Here is a 23,161-nt window from a genome sequence, read left to right as displayed (position 1 = left end):
TACGTATAATTTGAAAGTCAGATAATTCAGGAATTGCGGAAATTTGTCGAAATTTCTCCGATATAAATGTTAAGCGAAATTATTTGTCTGTAGTTTTCAGAATAGTTTATAAAATTTATGGAGGAGAGGACATGAGTATTTTTAGAAAGAAGTCCATTGAGGACTTGTTGAAAAACGCAGGTTCGGGCGATAAGGGATTGAAACGGGAACTAGGTGCTTGGGATTTAACGATGCTAGGAATTGGAGCGATTATTGGGACAGGCATTTTTGTATTAACAGGTACTGGTGCAGTGAATGCTGGTCCTGCACTTTCATTATCGTTCGTCATTGCTGGTCTTGCTTGTTTATTCGCTGCACTTTCTTATGCGGAATTTGCAGCTTCGGTGCCGGTATCCGGTTCGACTTATACGTATGCTTATGCAACTTTAGGTGAATTCGCCGCTTGGATAATCGGCTGGGATTTAATCCTTGAATACTTATTGGCTGTTAGTGCCGTATCGGCCGGGTGGTCGGGCTATTTCCAATCATTTTTAAGTGGATTCGGGATTAACTTTCCGGAGAAATTGACAGCAGCACCGGGTTCGGTTGAAGGTGCCACGACTTATATGAACTTGCCAGCCTTTTTGATAGTCATGGCGATTACCTTTTTGATTTCCATTGGTACGAAACAAACGACTAGAATCAATAATATAATGGTCGTTATTAAAGTGTTGGTTGTCTTATTGTTCATCGTTTCTTCTATTTATTATGTGAAACCGGAAAACTGGCAGCCATTCATGCCATTTGGAATAGATGGGGTATTTTCAACTGCCGCATTAATGTTCTTTGCCTTCCTCGGCTTTGATGCAGTTGCATCTGCTGCTGAAGAAACAAGAAATCCAGGAAAGAATTTACCACGCGGAATCCTCGGTTCCTTAGTCATTTGTGTAGTGCTTTATATGATCGTGAGTTTAATCATGACAGGTGTGGTACCGTATGCACAATTCAGCAAGGCTCTTGACCACCCGATTTCTTTGGTCTTGCAAAGCGCAGGACAAAATTGGGTTGCAGGGATCATTGATCTAGGTGCCTTCCTCGGAATGACAACGGTGATCTTGGTTATGTTGTATGGACAAACCCGAATCATGTTTGCGATGTCACGTGATGGGCTGATGCCAAAATCCTTATCAAAACTTCATAAAAAATATAAAACGCCTTATGCGGCTTCGTGGATATTTGGTTTGATAGCGGCCTTATTGGGGGCATTCATACCTCTTGGTGATTTGGCTGAGTTGGTCAACATTGGAACATTGACTGCGTTTACGATGATTTCCGTCGCGGTCATCGTTTTACGGAAAACAAGACCGGATATGAAACGTGCTTTTTATTGCCCGGCTGTGCCGCTCGTTCCAGGCCTGGCAATCGTATTTTCCGTATTCTTGATGGCTCAGCTAGGAAGTCATACATGGATAAGGTTCTTGATCTGGATGGCGATCGGAGTCGTCATTTACTTCACTTATTCTCGTAAACATTCCAATCTTAATCAGCGGGAAAAATAATCATTAAAAAAGACACTCTCTTGAGTGTTTTTTGTTTGGACATAAATAGTTCATAAGTCTTGTGTGAAAGAGGGAAATTTATCAAAGTGAATTAAGATTAACAGACTTTATGTCGAAATAGTATATATGGGCAGAAAAAATTGGAGGGCTATTCAATCATGAAAAGTATCTGGAGAAGTAAACAAAAGATAGATTCAATAGACTATATGCAATATAAAGAACAAGTCGGTATCAATATCAGGGAATATCCGAATGTAATGAATCAAGTGGACATGATTCATTTGACGATTGGGGATTTGTGCATAATTCGTTCTTTACAGGAAAAAGTGAAAGAACACTTGAACCAAATTGTAGGGAATTTTTATAAAAATCTAGAAAATGAACCCTCTTTAATGAAAATCATTTCGGACAATAGTTCTGTTGAGAGATTGAAAAAAACACTGCAGCGCCATATGTTCGAAATGTTTAGCGGTACCATTGATGATGCATATGTTAAACAGCGTTATATTATCGCACAAGTACATGTGCGAATTGGACTGCAGCCAAAATGGTATATGAGTGCTTTCCAGGATTTATTGCAATCATTAATCATTCATGTGATTTCCGATATAAAAAATATTGAACAGTATCAAGAAAACATTCTGGCTGTCACTAAAATTTTTAATTTAGAGCAGCAAATAGTTTTAGAGGCATATGAACTTGAAAACGAGAAGATTCTCCAAAAAAATTTAGAAGAAAAAGAAACGATTAAACTACAGGTTAATCATAATGCAGAGGAATTGGCAGCAATCAGTCAAGAGACTAGTTCAGCAACTCAATTAATGGCAAATAAGGTAGGCGAAATTCATGATTTCACTCAAAAAGGGTCAGAGATTGCAATACATGCAGAGGGAAAATCAAATGAGGGAGTCGAACTGTTACAAGGATTAGAGAGAAGATTGGTAAAAACGCAAGAGCAAATGACGATCATCTCCAAAGATATGGAACAGCTATCCAATACGTCAAAGGAAATTGAACGAATTGTCACAATCATCACTTCAATTGCAGAGCAAACGAATTTGTTGGCGTTGAACGCAGCGATTGAAGCGGCAAGAGCTGGTGAAAATGGTAAAGGATTTGCAGTTGTGGCAGGTGAGGTAAGGAAGCTTTCAGAAAATACCAAGGAATCAGTTTGGGAAGTAGTGAAACTGGTTAATGGAATTGCTCATTTTACCGATGTCATGAACACGTCAATTTCCATGGTTAGCGGTGAAATTACTAAAGGCACGAAACAAGGGAAAGAAACTGGCATATTTTTTACTGAAATAGCAAACTCCATGCTTTCTGTTAAAGAGCAGAATATTAAAATCACAAAGGAAATGATAGAGCTGAATGATATATTCGAAGATATTAATGAAGCGTTCAATCAAGTGGCCGTTTCCTCAGATCAATTGACTCAATTAACGATAAAATTGTAATGAAGTTTAACGATTTTGTTTGATAGAATACCTTATCGGGGCTCATTCATATTTTAATAAACAACTCGATAGAATATTTCTAAAAAGCCCTAAAGCGGTTTATAGAATAGCAACAAACATGAAGGAAATAAAATCAAATCCAAGATGCAGTTAACAGGCTGCTCAATAAATCACTTGATATAAAGTAAGTTTAATGTTATATTAATAAAGCGATGAGCTAATTTGTGTAAGTCGAAGAACAAGCTTTTTGCTAAACGTCGGGATGTGGCCTGACGGTTCTGCGCCACAAACGCATCAAAGACGCCTGCTGCGTGCAGGCGTCTTTTTCATTTTATCGATTCTTTTTTTGCAGCTTGTACGTCATCCTTGAATTCCTCTTGTATTTCTTCTGTTATTCCCTTGGTTGCATCCTTAAACTCCCTTAGTGAGGTGCCGACTGCCCGACCGATTTGAGGTAGCTTGTTCGGTCCAAAAACAATTAAAGCTAAAAGAAGGATTAAAATCAAACCGGGAAAACCAATGTTTGAAAGCATAACAACAACTCCAATCAAGTCTGTTAGTTAATATTATAGACTCCTTCCATGTATTTGCAAATATTATTTAGGATATATTATAGAGGTCCGCATCCGATGATCTTCGCAAGACAAACACTTTCAATTCCGTCCCGATTTTATCTTGCACATTCTATCTGAAAATATTATTTCCCCATGGATGCTATTCCTTAAAAAAGATATCAATGAAAGTAGGAGGACAGTATGAGAAATCAGAGTGCAGCCATAAATTTTGCCGTTTAGGCATGACAAATTGGCTCCATCAGCTTAATGTAAAATATGAAATTTTTTTGTTGTATGGGAACGATTAAACTTGCAAGATTGAAGATATTTCGGTATTATAACTATACAAGCTGCGTTGTTCGTAATGATAATTAAGTTTTAACCTTTAAGCTGTAATAGGGAGTTTTATATCGAGACAGGAATGTTATGCCTCGTCACTGACTTGGACAACAGGATTGTTTCTGCAAACACCCACTTTGAGGAGTGGTGGTTTAAAACTTTCTTACTTGAATACGGCAATTGCGGCTTCCTATTTTTATAACTAGAAACCAGTTCCGATAAGGGACTGGTTTTTTATTGTTTTTACGCATGTTCGGAACTTTGTATATATCAATAGGATCAGAAAACCTTTTAAGATATTTATGAAAATTTTTATTGAAATATCAGATAATTAGCATTTAAAATAACAATTAGATAACTCAGTTCACTATTTGTATAAAATGATGGTGAGTCGTTATTTTTTAAAAGGATTACGTAAGCGCTATCATTTGGAAGGAAGTACTGCAGTCACCTAGAGAGGAGAAAATTTTATGGCTAAAATTAATACGACCGAGGTAATTAGCAACAGTAAGTTCAATCGCTTTCATTTTGGATTGCTGGCATGGTGTTTTATCATTATCCTTTTTGATGGCTATGACCTCGTCGTTTACGGTACGGTTGTCCCGGTATTGACGGAGGAGTGGAACCTCACTTCTGTGGAGGCGGGGGCAATGGGCAGCTATGGACTATTTGGAATGATGTTCGGGGCCATTTTCTTTGGTACATTAGCTGATCGGATTGGCAGAAAAAATGTAATCGCTATTTCATTGATTTTATTTAGTTTATTTACATTATTATGTGGATTTGCGAACACGCCTACCACGTTTTCGACTTTCCGATTTCTAGCCGGATTAGGGCTAGGGGGAATCATGCCGAACGTCATAGCCTTATTGACGGATTATGCACCGAAAACGATGCGGAGCATGGTCGTTTCCATCGTTTTGTGCGGTTACTCATTCGGTGGGATGCTTGCCCCGATATTGGGTATCTTGCTTATGCCTTCACTTGGTTGGGAATCAATATTTTGGTTTGCAGGAATACCATTGTTATTTTTACCCTACATGATGAAGCGTTTACCAGAGGCTTCGACGCATCTGATCAGAATTGGCAGAAAAGAAGAATTGTTTAGGATATTATCCAAGGTCAGTCCGGAGAGTAAATTCGACATCAATGACGAAATTGTGGAAGTGAAAAAAACAGATACGAATATGCCAATCGTTGGATTATTCAAGGATTCCCGTGCACTAAGCACACTGATGTTCTGGATCGCCTTTTTCATGTGCCTATTGATGGTATATGGATTGAATACATGGCTACCAAAGTTAATGATCGAGGCAGGGTATGCGCTGAATTCAAGCTTAGGTTTCTTGATCGTTCTTCAAGGGGGCGCTATCGTAGGGACACTTATCATCGCTAAACTTTGTGATCGTTATGGATCCAAGAAAATGCTTGTGCCGATGTATGCGCTTGGGGCAGTCAGTTTGACTCTATTGGGAATGGGCGGAAACTCCTTTGTGATTTACACTTTGGTAGCGGTTGCAGGAGCCTGTACCATTGGTGCCCAAAATCTTGTACAAGCCTATGTTTCCCAGTACTATCCACCAAATATTAGATCTACGGCATTAGGGGTCGCATCTGGAATCGGAAGGATCGGCGGTATGCTCGGACCCATACTCGGCGGATTCCTATTATCCATCTCGCTACCCATCCAATTGAATTTCATCGCCTTCGCTATTCCGGGTCTCATTGCCGCGGTTGCTTTATCATTCGTTCCAGTGAAAATGGCTTATTATAAACATGATCACTCGGAACCAACTGAAGAAATGGTGGTAGAGTCCAATAAAATGAAGGTCTTGTAAAATTAAATGCATGGAATGCAGAGCAGGGATACTTCCAGCAGTCATTTCATGCATATTTGTTTTATTGGCCTTTTTTGAGGTATTAATGGATCTATATGAAAAGGGAAATTGAAAAGAATTAGCGGAAAGATTTTCCGGGAATTGTTTGGCTTGACCTATTCTTGAGAAAAGTTGCTTAAATGTTCATAATTTCGCAATACGAGTCACTTTAAATATAAAGAATAAATGTTAGAATGATGGTACGGATAATTAATTCCTCCTTAAAATGGAGCGAACTAGAAAATAATCTCATCTTTTGTGAGGAGTCTTACTTTGAAAATTTTAAAACATATAATTTTTTGGTTAAGCATTATAGGGACATTATTCTCAATGATTTATTTCTTTGTAGCGGACATTCCGTTATATCTTAAATTGTTAGGCGGAGCCATCATCCTTTATCTTGGTTATGATCTTATAACAGAATCAAGGAAAAGGAAGCGTAAAGAAGCCTTGGAAGCTTAATCCTTATATTCGTTAAAAGCCCTCTTTGATAAGAGGGCTTTTTTTTGTTGACAAAAGGGGTTCGGAATGGTCTCATTTCGAATCTCTTTCACGATTTTATCGATGGAATTATTACCCGAATTTTATAATAAGATTTAAACGTTGACATTTCCTCTCCAGGCACTTGCTTTCCGCGGGCGGTCCGCCCCCCAGCGCTGTTTGCGTCTGTGGGGTCTCCCTTGGACCTGCTTTTCCCTCTGGGGTATCTTTTTTTAGAAAAAAACTGTGGGCAAACTGGCGTGTCTTCAAATTTGTCTATAGTCTGGAGGTACCGAATGGTCCAATCCCGAACCAACCATGATTTTAAAAGAAGACTTGGTTATCCTTCATATATTTTAACTTTTTTATATGGAATGAAATCAAGTGAAACGTTATATAGAAAACAATTGTAGGTAAGCTGGTGTGTCTTCGAGTTTGTCTACAGTCTGAGCCCTCTTTGATAAGAGGGCTTTTTTGTTGATTAATAGGGATAAGCGACTTTGATTATTGACAATATTCTAAAAACTAAGTTAATATATAGTGAACTTAGTTCTATATATGTATAATTCATCTTTGTAACTACATAATCAGTTGTCATTAAATTTTAGTTCGACCAAAAAAATAGGGACATCCTTAAGACTATGTCACAAGGAAAAGCAGAAAGAGGGGAAGGAAATGCGCACGATCCAAGTGCCTGAAATGATTGATGAACAAAAATTTAACCGCTTTCATTTACAGATTTTATTATGTTGTATCTTTATCATCATCTGTGACGGGTATGATATGTTCATGCTTGGGACAATCCTGCCATCTTTGATGGCGGAGTGGAGGATAACTGCTGTAGAGGCAGGGTTATTCAGCAGCTATGCATTGTTTGGAATGATGATAGGAGCGTTGGTCTTTGGACCGCTGGCTGATAAATTCGGCAGAAAGAAAGTCATTTTGATTTGTACGGTCATTTTTTCCATATTTACATTTACATCAGGATTTGCCGATGAACCAACTTCTTTTGGAATACAACGTTTTGTTGCAGGACTTGGACTGGGAGGAGTCATGCCGAACCTAATTGCAATCATTACTGAATATGCTCCTAAAAAACTTAGAAGTACCCTGGTCGCAATCATGTTCAGCGGTCACGCTTTAGGGGGAGTTGTCGCATCAATGGGAGCGATGTATTTGATTCCGAACTTTGATTGGCGGGCAGTGGTTTGGCTCGGTGCACTCCCATTAATCTTCATGCCCATATTATATAAATTGTTGCCAGAGTCGATTAATTATTTAATCACAAAAAACAAAAAAAGCAAATTGGTGGACGTTCTGAATCAAGTGAATGTAGACGGGCAATACACCATGAATGATAATTATGTCCTTCAGGAGCAACTTAAAAGTGAAATGAAAGGGTCTCCAGTTAAACAGTTATTCAAAAAAGGGAGGACTCTAAGCACCCTCATGTTCTGGATTGCATTTTTCATGTGTTTGTTCGTAATGTATGGCTTGAGTACATGGCTTCCAAAGATCATGGGAGGGGCAGGATATGAATTAGGTTCAAGCTTGACATTCTTAGTCGTATTGAACCTTGGAGCAGTTTTTGGAGCAATAGTTGGAGGGAAGCTCGCAGACAGATATGGTTCCAAGAGGATTCTGGTAACTTTTTTGGTTATTGGATTCATTACCCTTACAATGCTGAGTTTCAAGCCAAGCATGATCATGCTTTATATACTGATTGCCATTGCAGGAGGTACGACAACTGGTACACAAATCGTAACGAATGCATATGTATCCCAGTATTATCCGAATGAAATCCGTTCTACAGGTGTCGGCTGGGCATTGGGTATCGGCAGAATTGGCGGAATACTCGCGCCTACTTTCTGCGGGATCTTGCTTGAAATGAAGTTGTCATTGCAAGTCAATTTTTTAGCTTTTGCCATACCATGCATCATTGCAGCAGCGGCGATTTGGTTCATTCAGGATAATTTCAGCAACTTGACTGCAATCAGGCAGGAAAAGAAATTGATATAACGTATACCAAGGCTGAATCACTGTATTAAAATCAGATGATGATCGGCCAAACAATAATGGAGAATTTGGTAAAAAAATTAAAGGGCCTTTTGCCCTTTAATTTTTTTAGTTTCTAGGACCCCATATAATGACTGAAACCCCGACCAAACAGATTACAGCACCAATCCAATCATAAAAATCAGGGGTTTTCTTATCGATGCTCCATCCCCATAAAACCGATAAAACAATGAAAACTCCGCCATATGCAGCATAGACACGGCCAAAGGTAGGGAACGTTTGGAAAGTTGCAATGATGCCGTATAGCACCAATCCGAAACCTCCGGCTAAACCTAAATAAATGGATTTACCTTCTCTTAACCAGAGCCAAATAAGGTAACCGCCGCCAATTTCCGCTAGGCCAGCCATAAGGAAAATTAAAGTAGTAACTAACATTTATACACCTCGCTTCCTCGTTGAAATTTTATCATATATGAGCTGTAAATGATCATACTTCAACAAAGTTCTAACTAATTGAAAGATACTGATGCAACATCTTGTTTCTTTATTAAAGAGACATAGGTATGAGGTTGTTTGTGCAGTTCTGTTGACCTTCTATATTTTTTAAGATAGAAGTTAAAAAATTATTGATAAACGTTTAAGTACGATAGATTAAAATATATATGGCGGAATATTCTGACTTTTTATTGACTTTTCAAAACGTTGTGTGTATCATTCACTAAAGAGTGGTACTGACGTTATGATGAGTTGTTTTAAATGTGGTAAAAACAAATTCAATATAAAAGAAGGAGGAAATTAAATAGGGAAATGTTATTACGTATAGTGGAAGGGTGTATTCCGCCTGAATAATGATGAGCGGGTTATATACTATTCTCGAAAGAGACAAGAGAAAATTTAACGCTTTAATGTTACTTCTTTTATCTCTATTAATTCTAAATAACTCTTTAAAGGAGGCATTTTAATGGTTCATGTGGATCTCTTGATAACGAACGCAAACGTTTTGACATTAGATAAAAAAAGTCGTATTGGAGGTTCTGTAGCAGTAAGTAATGGAATCATCATCGGAATCTGGACTGAATTGGAACCTCCTCGCGCGTCCATTGAATATTCCAACCGGACACAAGTTATCAATTTAAAAGGCGCAACATTGCTTCCTGGCTTTATCGACACCCACAACCATTTATTGATGTATTCCCAGTTTCGAAAACAAGCAAACTGCAGCACACCTCTTAACCAAAATATTGAAGATATACAAGCCCGCCTTCTTTCTATGGCTAAACAAACTGAAAAAGAGAATTGGATTTTAGGTTTTGGGTATGATGATACTCTTTTAAAAGAACAAAGGCATCCAACCCGGGCTGAATTGGATGCAGTTGTACCAAATCATCCCGTTTTTATCAGGCATGTTTCCGCACACTTCGGAGTGGTAAACTCTGCAGCTCTTAAAATGGCAGGTATTGATGAAACTGTTTTGGATCCTCCTGGTGGACATTTAGGCCGGGATAGTTCAGGGCGACTGAATGGTATTTTATATGAGCTGCCTGCCATGAATTTGGTGGAACCGAAGATCCCGGCACCGTCTTTGGATATATTGGTTTCACTATTAAGCGAAGGCTCGAAGGATTACTTAGAAAAAGGCATCACTACAAATACTGATGCCGGTGTAGGGTTGAATATGGGCATAGTTGAACTAGAAGCTCATCTTCAGGCAATGGCAGAAAGAAAAAATCCAATGCGGATGCAATTAATGGTTATGCACAATCTTCTACGGGAAGGAAATGAATTAGGAAAATATACAGCTAGTGAACTCAATATGGAGATTATTGAAAAATCATATGGTCGTGCACGACTGGATAGTGCAAAGTTGTTTCAAGATGGGTCAATTCAAGGATTAACAGCAGCATTACGGCAGCCATACCATTGTAAACCTAAAGTTTCTGGTGAATTATTACATGAACAAGATGAATTCAATGAAGAAGTTCTTGAATTAAACAAAAGGGGTTTTCGCATAACAACACACGGAAATGGAGACAGGGCCATTGGCTCCATTTTAGATGCTTATGAATTTGCATTGAAAAATAATCCACGCATTGATCACCGCTATCGAATTGAACATTTGCAAACCGTGACTAAATACGATTTAAAACGAATGAAAAAGCTTGGCGTAGCAGGTTCATTTTTCATTAATCACGTTTATTATTGGGGGGATAGGCATAAAAAAATGTTTCTTGGACCTGAAAGAGCCAATGTAATGAACCCCTTAAGAGATGCACTTCAAAATAACTTACTATTTACTTTACATTCCGATTGTCCAGTAACACCCATCTCACCATTATTTTCAGTTTGGTCTGCAGTTAATCGCATTACAATGGGAGGAGAAGTATTAGGACCTGAACAAAGGATAGACGTAGAAAGTGCACTGAGGTCAATGACGATATGGGGAGCGGAACTTAATTTTGATGAAAAGAATACCGGAAGTATCGAAATTGGAAAGAGAGCGGACTTTGTTATTCTTTCAGAAAATCCAATGAAGGTAGACCCATTAGAAATTAAGGATATTCCGGTGCTTGCCACCATTGTGGATGGTCAAGTTGTTTACCAAAAGATGGAGTTTAATATGTTGAACCTAAGCCGTTAAAAAAATACTTCCCACTTAGCAAAGTTTGCGAAAGGAATCGCATACTTAAAAATCTAAGGAAAGGTGGAGAGAATTATGTCTCGCCGAAAATTAGCTGGTATATTCATAGGTGTGATAATTCCATTTCTGGCCATTATTGGTATCATTCCTTTTATTGCGAAACTTGATTTTAGTGTACTGGGAATACCCATCCTTTATTTTTGGGTGTTTATGTGGTTTCCACTAACTACCCTTTGTCTTTGTATATCTTGGCATATTTATGATCGTCATCAATATAAAAATGAAAAGATGGGGTAGATAAGGAGGAATGGATAATGGCGGCGATTGTATTTGGATCTATTATACTCTTATCAATTGGAATCGCATTGAAAAGTCGAGGTGGAAGAGGGAAAATTGATGTTGAGGAATATTTGGTTGGAGGCAGATCATTCAGTGGAATATTGCTATTCTTCCTCGCAGTAGGTGAAATTTATAGTATAGGAACGATGATTGGATTTCCAGGAGGAATATACGCCAAAGGTCCGGGGTATGGAATCTGGTTTCTAGGCTATATACTCCTTGCTTACCCCATTGGATATTATATAGCCCCTTTAATTTGGAGAGCTGGGAAAAGGTATGGAGCAATGACTCTTCCAGATATATTCAAAGGGCATTACTCACATAGAGGTTTGGAACTCGTAGTGGCAATTTCCGCATTGCTCTTCATGATTCCTTGGGGACAGTTGCAATTTGAGGGACTCGTCGTTGCGCTCGATGCCTTAGGTTTTAATTTATCCCCAACACTGTCAGTCATTGTTTCAGGATGTTTAGCATTTATTTATATATCGATTTCTGGTGTGAAAGCTCCAGCTTTCATTTCTATCCTTAAAGATATAATTATGCTTCTAGCGATCATAATCACTGGGTTAGTGGTTATAAAGGAAATTAATGGAGTGTCAAACCTATTCAATTTGGCGAAGCAACATGGGGCGATGGTTACGATAGACAAATCAGAAGATATCGTTTTTAGTATGACCACTATATTTTTTCAATCATTAGCCTTCTATTGCATGCCGATCATCGTCGCTGTCGTATTCACTAGTAAGTCAGAAGGAACGATTAAGCGAACTCAAAGATTCATGCCATTGTACATGTTGATGTATCCTTTTCTCATACTAGCTTCATATTTTGCTCTTGTTTCAATACCTAATTTAGATAATCCCAACCATGCATTCATGGCAACGGTTACAAGCATCCTTCCTCCTTGGGCAGTCGGTTTAGTAGCTGCTGGGGCAGCTCTTTCAGGTATTTTAGTACTTGCTGTAACTAGTTTGGCAGTTGGAGGTTTAGTTTCCAGGAATTTATTAAGTAATGTTCCGGAAAAATCTCAGAGAAAATGGGTCCAAATTATTGTTCTTCTCTATCTGTTGTGTTCGATGGGGTTAACATTGTTGGCGCCAAGCTTGATGCTGAATTTGATTAACACAGCATATTATGGATTTGGGCAATTCCTACCTGGATTATTATCGATTTTCTTTTTCCGATCCATAAGACCTGCAGGTATTGCAGCAGGCCTCATTGCAGGGGATCTGTTCGCCATATGTATGCATTTAGCACAGATAAATTTCTTGAATATTAATATTGGCTTAATTGCTTTATTGATCAACTTCACAGTTACTTATGCAATTAGTATGTATTTGAAAAGAAAACAGAAAGCTCAGACCACTTTTGAAGAACCGATTGCCTACAATAGCATTGAAGTGGAAGAAACCTATCCAAAAAACTCTGTCATTGTCGATTAATAATTAATACTTTCTTACGATCTGATGCATTCAGATTTAATTCAACCATACATTATTGTAATAGGATTTAACTTGCATAGCACAAAATGCATGCATAATCTTCAATATAATTTCAAGCTATATGAAAAATGGGAGTATCGTTCCTCATGAGAAGCGGGCATCCATTTTTCTCCTATGTTCTTACAAAAATTAAAACAACAAAAAAGGCTAATAAAATAAACATGTCAACACCACATTGTTGTCTTTTTAAAATTTCAAATACGTAAAATATTCCAAAAAAGACCAGGATTTTTTAACTCTAACTTGGATTGCAAAACAGATGCAAAGGGTACTATACCTAAATAGGAATATAGTAATCTAGTTGAGGAGTTGCAGCCATGAAATCCCGAACATTTGCATACATGTTAGCGCTATTTCATTCAAGTATTGTCGGTCTATCTTTCTTATTTACGAAAATGGCGATTGCAGAATCGAATCCGCTTGATACTTTGGCGTTCCGATTCACGGTTTCTTTCATCATCATTTTATTCCTGGTCGTCGTTAAAGTCATTAAGGTGAGCTATTCCTGGGAGTCGGTTAAAAATCTGATCCCGTTATCCTTGTTGTTCCCAACTTTTTTCTTTGCCTTTCAAACTTTCGGACTTAAGTATTCGCAATCCACCGATGCTGGAATTCTGTCTGCTGTCACCCCAATTCTGACATTGATGATAGCCGGATATTTCCTAAAGGAGAAAACATCGTTATATCAAAAGCTTTCGATTGTTTTGTCGGTAGTTGGGGTCATTTTTATTTTTGTGATGAAAGGGAGCACCATCGATTTTTCCGACATGCTTGGGATGCTGTTGATCTTGCTATCCTGTATTGCAACTGCCTGTTACACAACGATGACCCGTTCACTTGCCAAGGACTATACACCAGGTGAAATGTCCTTTTTCATGATGGGAACAGGCTTTGTCATATTTAACGTGGCTGCTCTCTTCACCCACTTAAAACAAGGATCGATGGATGAATTCTTTACACCATGGTCGAGCACGGAATTCATCAGTTCCATTTTGTACTTGGGAATATTGGCTTCATTGGTCACTTCGTTATTATCCAATACGATTTTATCAAAAATCAAAGCGTCCCAAATGAGTGTGTTTGCTAATCTTTCCACAGTTGTCACGATAACAGCTGGAGCTCTCATTTTAAATGAAAAAATTACCATCTATGATATTTTGGGGTCGATATTAATCATTTTAGGTGTAATAGGCACGAATTATTTTGGTGTGAAGAAAGAGCATTCAATAAAAGTGAATCTGGAATATAATGAAGGGAAAATGTGAATGAAAATGGTCCGTCCCATTAGGGATGGACCATTCAGTTTGTCTACGGTATTTTCGGTCGTTGATTTCCGCTCCAGGACTCGCTTATGCGGGCTGCCCGCCCTCGGCTTGCGCCTGCAGGGGTCTCACTTGGACGCGCTTTTCTAAGCAGGAGTCTCGCACACCCGCTCCGATCAACTTAGGTATAACATTAAAATAGAAACGATACCGTAGGTTTTGAAGGTATTGCTGCTTTGGGTCAGTTGGTTCGGGAACATCATTTGATAAAAGATACGTTTACCGACTCCCTTTTTTTATACAAACTGAATGGGATATTTTCATTTCCACCATCTTGTTTGAGGGAAATCTATTGAACCAATCACTACTGGTTCGCCTATTTGAGGTGTGCAGACCTGGACACCAAGATCATTGGCCGCTTTTGTTACACGTTCTATCGGATCTGTCCAGTCATGAAAAGACAAGGTGAACCCAGCCCAATGAATGGGGATCATCCGTTTTCCTTGTACATCGATGTGTGCTTGAACAGTTTCTTCTGGAACCATATGGATGGTTGACCAACGTTCATCATATTGGCCGCATTCCATTAAAGTTATATCAAAAGGTCCGTATTTTTCGCCGATTTCTTTAAAATGGCTGCCATATCCACTATCGCCGCTGGAATATACCTTTTCTTGTTTTCCATTAATTACCCAAGAACACCATAGTGTCGTATTGCCATCGCGTAAACTTCTTCCAGAAAAATGCCTTGCAGGCGTACAAACAAATTGCAAATCCTTGAATGAAACTTCATCCCACCAATTATGTTCCTGAATCAGTTCTTGTTTAACGCCCCATCTTTCAAGATGTCCACCGACACCTAGTGGGACAATGAACTGACTTACCTTATCTTTTAATTTCTTTATTGAGAAATAATCCAAGTGATCATAGTGATCATGTGAGAGGAGGACGGCATCGATAGGAGGCAGCATATCCAAATCGATAGGCAGCTCCCCGCTAAAGCGCTTGTTCCCAAACCAAGGAAAGGGAGTGGGTGCTTTGCCAAACATGGGATCCACTAAAATGGTTTTCCCATCTAACTCCAACATGAATGCAGAATGACCAAACCAGGTGATTTTATTGGAATTCACAGATGCAGGTTCTTTTGTTCCAATAACGATGGGACCGTCGGGCCTCCTTTTTGGATTAGGTTTAATGAAATCACGTAAAATGGAACCAGTATGTTTAAGACTCATCGCTTGACTGGCAGGAATCTGATTTTGGAATTTTCCCTTGGCAAAATTCTCTTTTGTAGTGAAACTTCTCACTTTTTCTTTGTTTGACCGTCTTCCAAATGGAGGATAGAGGTTTAGGAAAAGTAACAATATTATAAAAGAAGAAATGAGGATCTTAATAATTTTCATCATGATAGCTTCCTCCCATAATAATCAGACCTTTTATTAAAACATATCATATCACAGAATTTATAAGGTTATTTACTATGATGTCCCACGAGAAATATGATAAAGATGAACCCTTTTAAAAAAAGGGTAATGGATGGTGAAACATAGGATTCATTAACTGTAAACCCACATTGGGAGGAGTGTTTTTTCTCAAGTGAAAAACTTCTGACAAGTGTTTAAGTTTCACCCGGCTTAGGCAGGGAATAGAGGTATATATAATGAATAATATAGAGAGCGGTATAAGGAATGTAGCAGCCGAAGGGGAGGGTGATAAATCGATTGTTAATGTTTTTCAGAGTCTTTGTATGGGTAGTATTTATTGCTTTATTAGCCTATGTCATTCTTTCTTGGAAATATAAAGACAAGGTAAGTAAAAGGATTGAAGCGATTCGAAAAACCTGGTATATCATTTTTATACTGGGTGCATTGATTTATTGGAATTTCTATCCGATGAGCATTTTTAATGAGTGGAAAAATTTCTTGATTATGGCTATCGTATTCATCCTAATTGATATGTTTGTGTTCTTGAGCATGTATATATCCAAGATTGGCGATAACGAGCTATCCTATGCAACAAAAGCCGTTGCGGAAAGTGATAAGCTTTTAACGGATAATAGGGAAAAGGTCAAGAATATGTTTCATCTCCTAAAAAAAGAAGGAGTACCTGAGTATTATCAAACGAATAAGGAATATTTGGCTTATTTGAGCATACTCTTGCAAGCGTATGCAGCAAAGGAAGGGATGCACGTGAAAATCCTTCCTTTCAAGACGGAACAGGACAAGCAATTGGTGATTAATGGGCATCCGAACTTGAATGGCAGTACCATTCGTGCTACATTGGAAAGAGAAGATACGTATTATAATGATGAAGAAAAAATGGCTTTGCAGCCTGTAAGCATTTTGATGGAACCTTATATCCTTGACGTTAAATCAGAAAGCTTCGTTTCAGAAGTCGATTGTTTATTAATAGCATTATTAATCATGATGTTCGATATGGTCATAAAACAAAAACCAGGTGGTGAAGGATAAATGAGTATTTATGATAAAGCCGGCAATGACGTGTCAGTTGCCGTAATCAAACCACAGGTGAAAATACCCGATGTAGGTTTAAGTCCCCACACTAAAAAAGTGATGAAACAGAACGAACGCATTATCCTGAAGCAAAAAGAAAAAGCTGCACGCTTCAGTCGATTAAAAAATGTTTTATAAGAAGGAAAGGGGTTTTTGCTTTCCTTATGATATTTAATGGAGAACCCGCATATACTATTCAAAATCAAGGAATAGGAAGGGTCTTTCAGAATATGAACAAAAAACCCGAGAGAGTTAACATCCCGGTCCCCTCCGCTTCACCATCCGAGAAACGGATACATAAGGGAAATGCAGATCTGCTAAAGCTTTTACAAAGGCTGAAAGCTAAACGTTGGATTTTTTTAAGGTAAAAGAAAGCCAGTCTCCGAGGAGACTGGTTTTTTTATTTTTCAGATAATCACTGCTAGCGGAAGTATTGAATTTTCTTACGTCCAGACTCTTTAGCCATATACATGGAACGGTCCGCTTTTTTCAAAAGTGACTCCATTTCCGTACCATTATGAGGATAAAAACTTATCCCTATGCTAGCTGATACAAAATGATCATTTCCATTAATGTGAATGGGCATGGTGGATAAATGGTTCAGTAATAATTCAGCGTTTTGCTGAGTGTTTTTCATTAAATCTTCACAATGCGATGGATGTAATAATACAATGAATTCATCACCACCGATTCGAGCCACATGACTGCCTTCAGGGACGGTTTGCAAAAAACATTCCGCTGCCTTTTTAATAACGTCGTCACCAGCATCATGACCAAAAGAATCATTAAAAAATTTAAAATGATCAAGATCGATGTAAAGAAGGGCCATTTCATCGTTTGTTTTATCTTTATGATAATCGAAATAATTATCAATGAAGTGCCGATTATATAAACCTGACAAAGGATCCCTGATAATCCCTTTTTCAAGTAGTATGGTATGACTAATCAAAGCTGCCAAAGACTTAATGAGTATCAGATCATATTCTTTAAAAACATGAGGTTTAATGTCGAATGCACATAATGTCCCAATGATTTCACCCTCATTTATTAGGGGAGCCCCCATAAAACACCCATTCCCTATAAACTTCGTTGCGGGGTGGCCACTAGTCAATTCATGTTCCCTCAAATTCGGGATAACGAGTGGTTCCAATCCATTCTCAACAACTAATTTGCAATAAACCATATTATAAGGAAGGATGTCACCTTCACAAATTAACTTTGCATTTCTATTGAAGGTTTTGATCATAAAACTCTGGATGGGATTCAATAAAGAAAGAAAGAATGTATTGACCTCAATGGTTTGAGCTAATAGTGCTAATACTTCTTTAGCGATGGAATCGAAACTTTTATAATAGTTGAAATCTTGCTGAATCATTCTCAGGCTCCTCTTTTATCTATAGTCTTTTTAGATTTCCGGATGTTATTTCTCATATTGAACCACAAAGACACAAAAGCGGAATCTGAATACCGTGACAGTTGTCCGGATTTCCACTAAACTCAATTAAGGGGTTGGATTCGTTTTATCGATGAATAATGTAAACGAGAAAGTTGAAAGATTGACCTTTACTTTATTTTCGGCATTTTTTTAATATCATCAATTAGCTTTCTGTATCCGTTTCTGGATTTCAGGGATGGGTATCACTTCATGATCCATAAAGTCTAATTCAATGATCAGTCTATTCATCATGCATTATACTGTAAATGAAATGGGAAGAGTACCTTTGATGTGCATACTTAGTATATTTTTCTTATTTATCCTGAAGCGAACGAATGTAAATTTGATCTTGGAATTTCTGCACCTTCGCATGATAACGGTGCACATGAATTTAAATAGATAAAACGAATGTATCGCGCTTATTTATAAAAAAAATTTGGGGAGGATAAAAGGAAGTAATAAAGTACATATTGGATAATTCAAAAGGGGATCATTATGGGAAAATTAGAAAGTATTTATCCTATTGCTATAGAGAATACAAAGGAAAAAATAATCCAGGATATGGATTTTTATTTAGAGAATCAAGAGACGATGCCTTCTTATTCAGCTTATATATCAGACAGGACGACTTTTATTGAGCAAATTTGGATAAATGTTTGGTTAAATAAAGCCTCAAACGATGTGCCCAGAAAGGAAAAAAAAGCGTTTTTAAGCGAAAGGGGGTTTGTTACGGAAGGATCAGATCATAAGCTGATCAATAGCATGTTCCGGAACGAATTAAAAAAGTATCGCCCGTTTGATGGCTTAACGTGGATTAAAAAAACCTTTGCTGATAATCAAGAAGATTGGGAGAAGAGATATAAAAATGCAAGGGAAAAATTCTTTAGGCGACAAGAAGAACAGCGGCTTGCCAAACAGCGCTGGAAGATACGCGCAAGACTGCAAGAAGAGGCCAATAACTTTTTCGAAAGTAACTCACTTCTTTTATATTTACATGTCAGATATTATATTGCTGGAATTTTGACAAAAGATCTTAAGAATAAGCCTAAATTCCAATATGTCGATCCATACTTGCTTGAAGAACAATTGGTTGAAGAGGGGGGCTTTCAAACTGCCGAATACCTAATGGTCACTGATTTTTTTGAAGAGCTAACAGGCGATATTCACTCATTAATCGGTTGGGGAAGGAACCGTTATGAATATGAAAATTACTTCTACAGGTATGAAAGATTAGTTACGGATTTCATAATGAAATTAGCCCCTGACAAATACATGCAACATCTATCTGCTGCACTGCATCATGATTTTTTTGAGTCATATGGGGAAAGGCTGACGGTTGATGCCCTTCAAGGTATACTAAGCGATGAATTGGCTGATTTGTCTCAGTCCTTTTTTGATGAACTTCAGGAAGAATACCTTTCTGATTTACTAAAGCTTGAAGGAATTCCTTTTAATGAAACATTGCACGAAGAAATATACGAAAAAGACGTGGAGAACAGGGAGAGAAGAAAAGCTGAAGTATTGGCAGAGCAAGCCAAGAAGCGCGCAGAAGAGCAAAGGATGATCGATGACATCATCGGTAAGGCCTATACTCCATCATTAGGAAAAAAATTAAAATATGTTTTGCATATCGGAGAAACCAATACAGGGAAGACGCATAAGGCCTTGGAGAAAATGAAAGAAGCGGAAAGCGGTTTGTATCTAGCTCCCCTTAGACTGTTGGCCCTTGAGGTATTTGATAAATTAAATGCGGACGGTGTACCTTGTTCATTAAAAACCGGTGAAGAAGAAAAGGCAGTTGAGGGGGCTAAACATGTCTCCAGCACCGTTGAAATGTTTCATGAGAAAGACTACCATGAAGTAATCGTCATAGATGAAGCCCAAATGATTGCCGATAAAGATCGAGGCTTTTCATGGTTCAGGGCAATTACGCAAGCAAATGCAAAAGAAGTACACATAATCGGGAGTAATAATATCAAAATGATGCTTCTGAACCTTCTGAATGAAGCTGATTTAGAACTCCACGAATACAGACGGGAAATACCGCTTGAGGTAGAACAAAGGGAGTTTGGACTGAAGTATACAAAAAAAGGGGATGCCCTCATTTGTTTTTCGAGAAGGCAGGTACTGGAAACCGCGTCACGGTTAAAAGAGAGTGGACATAATGTCAGCATGATATACGGCAGTATGCCTCCTGAAAATAGAAAACGGCAAATAGAGTTATTCAATCGTGGTGAAACATCAGTTGTCGTTGCCACAGATGCGATTGGAATGGGATTGAACTTGCCAATACGCCGCATCGTCTTTCTTGAAAATGAAAAATTCGACGGGACACGGAGAAGAAGATTGACTTCTCAAGAAATCAAACAAATCGCAGGTCGAGCGGGTAGAAAAGGAATTTATGATACTGGAAAGGTAGCATTTACAGCAGAAATCAAAATCATGAATAAGTTGCTGGAACAGGTAGATGAACCAGTTCAAACCTTCACTATCGCCCCAACCTCTGCTGTGTTTGAACGTTTTCAAAAATATTACCGGAACCTAGGGACATTTTTCGAAATGTGGGAGAGGTTTGAGCCTCCTAAAGGCACGAAAAAGGCTTCTCTATCGGAAGAAAGGGAGCTTTACGAACTGATACGGGATACTGAAATCGAAGCGCGATTTTCTTTAATGGATTTATATGGTTTCCTGCATATTCCTTTTTCGGCAAAAGAACCAAGTTTGATCAGGCAGTGGCTAGAAACGGTCGAAGCGATTGCCGAGAACAGTGACCTTCCTGAACCGATCATCAAGACTAGAAATCTGGAGGAATTGGAGCTATCTTATAAAGCGATAGGTCTTCATCTACTATTTTTATATCGGATGGGTAAGCGGACGGAAGCTGTTTATTGGGAGCGTATCCGTGAAGAAATCAGTGATGGCGTTCATGATCAGTTAAAAGACGAAATGTTGAATTATCAAAAAAAATGCAAGCGCTGTGGAAAAAGGCTTCCGGATGACTCGCGTTTTCATATATGTGATGCTTGTTATCATAGAGGGCTTAGAAAGACGCACAGATACAATTAACCAAATTGTTTTAATAGTAATAACCCGAATAAAGTGCACCATGGTGCCAGCATTCGGGTTATTAGCGGTTGTATAAATCACTTTGTCGTTTGTTTCGATTTAGCAATAAGTGCTGCTTGCAGCTTCATTCGTTTATCAGCTTTCTTATCATGCACCACTAAGATTGCATGAATTAAACCAGGGACATAAAAAAATAGTGTGAGGACCAGATTAAACACAGCCTGGATGGGTTTACCGGCTAAGAATACGGCTAATGGAGGGAAAAGAATCGCAATTAAATAAAGAATGGTGAACACTCTCCAATATAATGATTTTTATCTGACTATTAAGGTTTGTTTTTCTCTTTTTGATAATTTTTTTATTTTAAAACAAATGCTTTACTTGAATCGAAAAGTAATTCGGTTACTGAAGTTCCATTTTCCTGATGATATCTCTTGCTATCGCCTTGATAAATATATGCTCAAGAGCCGGATTCATACCAACTGAGCTTCTGGCACTAAGAAGCGGTCTTTTGACTCCCGATGATGTCAGGAGGGCTATGGATAATTGTCGTTTTTGCCGATAGCGGTCAGTGTAACGTCGCTTTGTGTGTTAGAATAATCAGAATACTAACTGTAGAAAGCGGGAGTTATATGAAAAAAAAGATAGGCTGTTTACATGCACACTATACAAATATAGAATACATAGAAACCGCATTCTCAAAATTCGATATTGAATGGCTTCATTTTGTAGATCCGGGATTGATGCAACGGGTGTCAACGGATGAAAATTTTAAGGATTCGGATGCTCAAAAAAGGGTTAAACAACAAGTCGAATGGATTGCCGAATGTAAAGTGGATGCCATTTTGATAACCTGTACAAACTACATCGCCATTTTAAACGAAGAACAGCTATCCTTACCCATGCCTATCATTAAAATCGATGAACCATATTTTGAGCAAATTTGCCAAATACAGCAACCGCAGATGATATTATTCACGAACCCTGCCACTGTTGAAGGAACAGTTAAACGTTTAAATGCCCATGCTAAAAAATATGGTGCTGTGGAATTTGAAGTTATCATCATCGACAATGCCTTTGAATTCATTATGCAGGGATTGGGAGAGAGGTATAACCAGGAAATTTTGAACTTCCTATACAAGTTTAATAACGAAAAGAGACCGCTGTCGGTGGCTCAACTATCAATGGTCGAAGCAGCAAAGAGATATGAACTTCAGACAGGAATGACAGTTTTAAATCCATTGGATGCATTAGTTGATTCCATGATCAATCAATTAGAACTAAGTTCATTGAGTGGTCTTTGAATCAAAGGATTTCTGATGCCGCATGAACGGCATGATTTTTAATTTCAAAATAATGTCTTTGTATATAGAAGAAAATAAAAAATCCCTGTATGATCTGGTTAAATCCCAGTGCAGGGATTTTTTTATTATTCCTTAATGCGGATTTGTTCACGGATGTTTTCAAGTTCTTCAAGGGTTAGATCTGTCAGGGAATTTTTTATTTCTTCTTCGACCCGTTTTCGATCAAGCTCCCTATATTCACTCCACCAATCTCGCAGCCCTTCGGTGTTTTCGAGAAGATACTCTATATCAATTTCTTCTTGCTCATCATCTGATAAATATCGCATGACCGCACCTAATAATCGATTGAGTTTGGCTACTTCACTTTCCTTATCAGGTGAAGCGGGGGTATCTTTCACTTCTAAATCATCTTTAGCCGGAACATTACGAGGTGTCATAATATCCTCCTGTTTTTAATGCTAGTGTGCCTAAAAATGGCGGTTTTCAATATATGTTTTTGGTATTTTTACAAGTATCATCTTTAAAATATTTATTTATATTAAAAAATTTCAACATATACCTCGCTAGAATATATAAGTTATATCTTCATCCTTAAATAAGTTTAACAAAGTAATGGGTAAGTAAGGGGAAATATAATGAAAGGAATAGCTTAGTGCTATTCATTACATCAAGTTTATTTAAGTTTAATACTTCTAACATGCATACCCCAATCCTGTTTTGGATGGGGGCAAAATAAAGTTGTTAAATTTTTTTATAAAGGATGCCTTAGCAATAAAGTCGTTAAAAAATCTAAGTTTTATTCCACAATCGCGCCCTTTTCGTGCGCCCGGCATGGGTGCAA

General features: G+C 38.0%; 18 protein-coding genes, 1 other RNA gene and 2 pseudogenes. 15 read left to right on the top strand and 6 right to left on the bottom strand.

Annotated elements, in window-relative coordinates:
• Positions 1-131 precede the first annotated feature (131 nt).
• The 3 genes and pseudogenes from bcaP to J7J00_RS28760 form a co-directional block, all read left to right on the top strand.
• On the top strand, positions 132-1,538 hold the full coding sequence (gene bcaP, locus J7J00_RS00100) for a branched-chain amino acid transporter BcaP (protein WP_214786389.1): 1,407 nt from the start codon (positions 132-134) through the stop codon (positions 1,536-1,538).
• 158 nt (positions 1,539-1,696) lie between these two features.
• Positions 1,697-2,236, top strand: a pseudogene (locus J7J00_RS28765) (protoglobin domain-containing protein); the annotation flags it as partial.
• Between the two features lie 297 nt (positions 2,237-2,533).
• Positions 2,534-2,995 (top strand): annotated as a pseudogene (locus tag J7J00_RS28760) (methyl-accepting chemotaxis protein); the annotation flags it as partial.
• A 326-nt stretch (positions 2,996-3,321) separates the two neighbouring features.
• On the opposite strand, the gene tatA reads toward J7J00_RS28760, so the two are convergent.
• Positions 3,322-3,528 (bottom strand): twin-arginine translocase TatA/TatE family subunit, encoded by a 207-nt coding sequence (gene tatA / locus J7J00_RS00090; protein WP_048686086.1) that lies wholly within the window; start codon positions 3,526-3,528, stop codon positions 3,322-3,324.
• A 365-nt stretch (positions 3,529-3,893) separates the two neighbouring features.
• Between tatA and ssrS the strand changes: the two genes are divergently transcribed.
• The 4 genes from ssrS (at position 3,894) to J7J00_RS00070 (ending at position 8,264) form a co-directional block, all read left to right on the top strand.
• Positions 3,894-4,081, top strand: a non-coding RNA gene (gene ssrS, locus J7J00_RS00085) — 6S RNA.
• Positions 4,082-4,358: 277 nt separating this feature from the next.
• On the top strand, positions 4,359-5,726 hold the full coding sequence (locus J7J00_RS00080; RefSeq protein ID WP_214786385.1) for an MFS transporter: 1,368 nt from the start codon (positions 4,359-4,361) through the stop codon (positions 5,724-5,726).
• A gap of 312 nt (positions 5,727-6,038) precedes the next feature.
• Positions 6,039-6,227, top strand: coding sequence for a hypothetical protein (locus J7J00_RS00075; RefSeq protein ID WP_214786383.1), 189 nt, complete (start codon positions 6,039-6,041; stop codon positions 6,225-6,227).
• A gap of 693 nt (positions 6,228-6,920) precedes the next feature.
• Positions 6,921-8,264: an MFS transporter gene (locus J7J00_RS00070; RefSeq protein WP_214786381.1), complete on the top strand. Its 1,344-nt coding sequence runs from the start codon at positions 6,921-6,923 to the stop codon at positions 8,262-8,264.
• 105 nt (positions 8,265-8,369) lie between these two features.
• Here J7J00_RS00070 and J7J00_RS00065 read toward each other — a convergent pair whose 3' ends face one another.
• Complete coding sequence (locus tag J7J00_RS00065; protein WP_214786379.1) at positions 8,370-8,696, bottom strand: YnfA family protein; 327 nt, start codon at positions 8,694-8,696, stop codon at positions 8,370-8,372.
• Positions 8,697-9,222: 526 nt separating this feature from the next.
• Between J7J00_RS00065 and J7J00_RS00060 the strand changes: the two genes are divergently transcribed.
• The 4 genes from J7J00_RS00060 (at position 9,223) to J7J00_RS00045 (ending at position 14,005) form a co-directional block, all read left to right on the top strand.
• Positions 9,223-10,899, top strand: a complete 1,677-nt coding sequence (locus J7J00_RS00060) for an amidohydrolase (protein ID WP_214786377.1) — start codon at positions 9,223-9,225, stop codon at positions 10,897-10,899.
• 75 nt (positions 10,900-10,974) lie between these two features.
• Complete coding sequence (locus J7J00_RS00055; protein ID WP_214786375.1) at positions 10,975-11,196, top strand: DUF3311 domain-containing protein; 222 nt, start codon at positions 10,975-10,977, stop codon at positions 11,194-11,196.
• Between the two features lie 17 nt (positions 11,197-11,213).
• A complete protein-coding gene (locus J7J00_RS00050) occupies positions 11,214-12,680 on the top strand; it encodes a sodium:solute symporter family protein (RefSeq protein WP_214786372.1) in 1,467 nt (488 codons plus the stop codon).
• Positions 12,681-13,057: 377 nt separating this feature from the next.
• Positions 13,058-14,005: a DMT family transporter gene (locus tag J7J00_RS00045; RefSeq protein WP_214786370.1), complete on the top strand. Its 948-nt coding sequence runs from the start codon at positions 13,058-13,060 to the stop codon at positions 14,003-14,005.
• A gap of 317 nt (positions 14,006-14,322) precedes the next feature.
• On the opposite strand, the gene J7J00_RS00040 is transcribed toward J7J00_RS00045, so the two are convergent.
• Entirely contained in the window at positions 14,323-15,408 is a 1,086-nt protein-coding gene (locus tag J7J00_RS00040) for an MBL fold metallo-hydrolase (RefSeq protein ID WP_286201101.1), read from the bottom strand.
• A gap of 321 nt (positions 15,409-15,729) precedes the next feature.
• Between J7J00_RS00040 and J7J00_RS00035 the strand changes: the two genes are divergently transcribed.
• Positions 15,730-16,473 carry a type II toxin-antitoxin system SpoIISA family toxin gene (locus J7J00_RS00035; RefSeq protein ID WP_214786368.1) on the top strand — a complete coding sequence of 248 codons (744 nt, stop codon included), beginning with the start codon at positions 15,730-15,732 and terminating at the stop codon, positions 16,471-16,473.
• Positions 16,474-16,653, top strand: coding sequence for a hypothetical protein (locus J7J00_RS00030; protein ID WP_076369116.1), 180 nt, complete (start codon positions 16,474-16,476; stop codon positions 16,651-16,653).
• A gap of 283 nt (positions 16,654-16,936) precedes the next feature.
• On the opposite strand, the gene J7J00_RS00025 is transcribed toward J7J00_RS00030, so the two are convergent.
• On the bottom strand, positions 16,937-17,890 hold the full coding sequence (locus tag J7J00_RS00025) for a sensor domain-containing diguanylate cyclase (protein ID WP_214786366.1): 954 nt from the start codon (positions 17,888-17,890) through the stop codon (positions 16,937-16,939).
• Between the two features lie 555 nt (positions 17,891-18,445).
• On the opposite strand from J7J00_RS00025, the gene J7J00_RS00020 reads away from it, so the two are divergent.
• Complete coding sequence (locus tag J7J00_RS00020) at positions 18,446-21,016, top strand: helicase-related protein (protein WP_214786365.1); 2,571 nt, start codon at positions 18,446-18,448, stop codon at positions 21,014-21,016.
• Positions 21,017-21,093: 77 nt separating this feature from the next.
• Here J7J00_RS00020 and J7J00_RS00015 read toward each other — a convergent pair whose 3' ends face one another.
• Complete coding sequence (locus J7J00_RS00015; RefSeq protein WP_192208270.1) at positions 21,094-21,303, bottom strand: YqaE/Pmp3 family membrane protein; 210 nt, start codon at positions 21,301-21,303, stop codon at positions 21,094-21,096.
• Between the two features lie 345 nt (positions 21,304-21,648).
• On the opposite strand from J7J00_RS00015, the gene J7J00_RS00010 reads away from it, so the two are divergent.
• On the top strand, positions 21,649-22,320 hold the full coding sequence (locus J7J00_RS00010) for a hypothetical protein (protein ID WP_214786363.1): 672 nt from the start codon (positions 21,649-21,651) through the stop codon (positions 22,318-22,320).
• Positions 22,321-22,445: 125 nt separating this feature from the next.
• On the opposite strand, the gene J7J00_RS00005 is transcribed toward J7J00_RS00010, so the two are convergent.
• Positions 22,446-22,757, bottom strand: a complete 312-nt coding sequence (locus tag J7J00_RS00005) for a hypothetical protein (protein ID WP_214786361.1) — start codon at positions 22,755-22,757, stop codon at positions 22,446-22,448.
• Positions 22,758-23,161: the final 404 nt, after the last annotated feature.

Origin of the sequence: Bacillus sp. ISL-4 (assembly GCF_018613275.1) — a bacterium.
Lineage (GTDB): Bacteria > Bacillota > Bacilli > Bacillales > DSM-1321 > Peribacillus > Peribacillus simplex_E.
The sequence above is the reverse complement of the archived record's forward strand: the minus strand, read 5'-3'. Positions and strand labels throughout refer to the sequence as shown.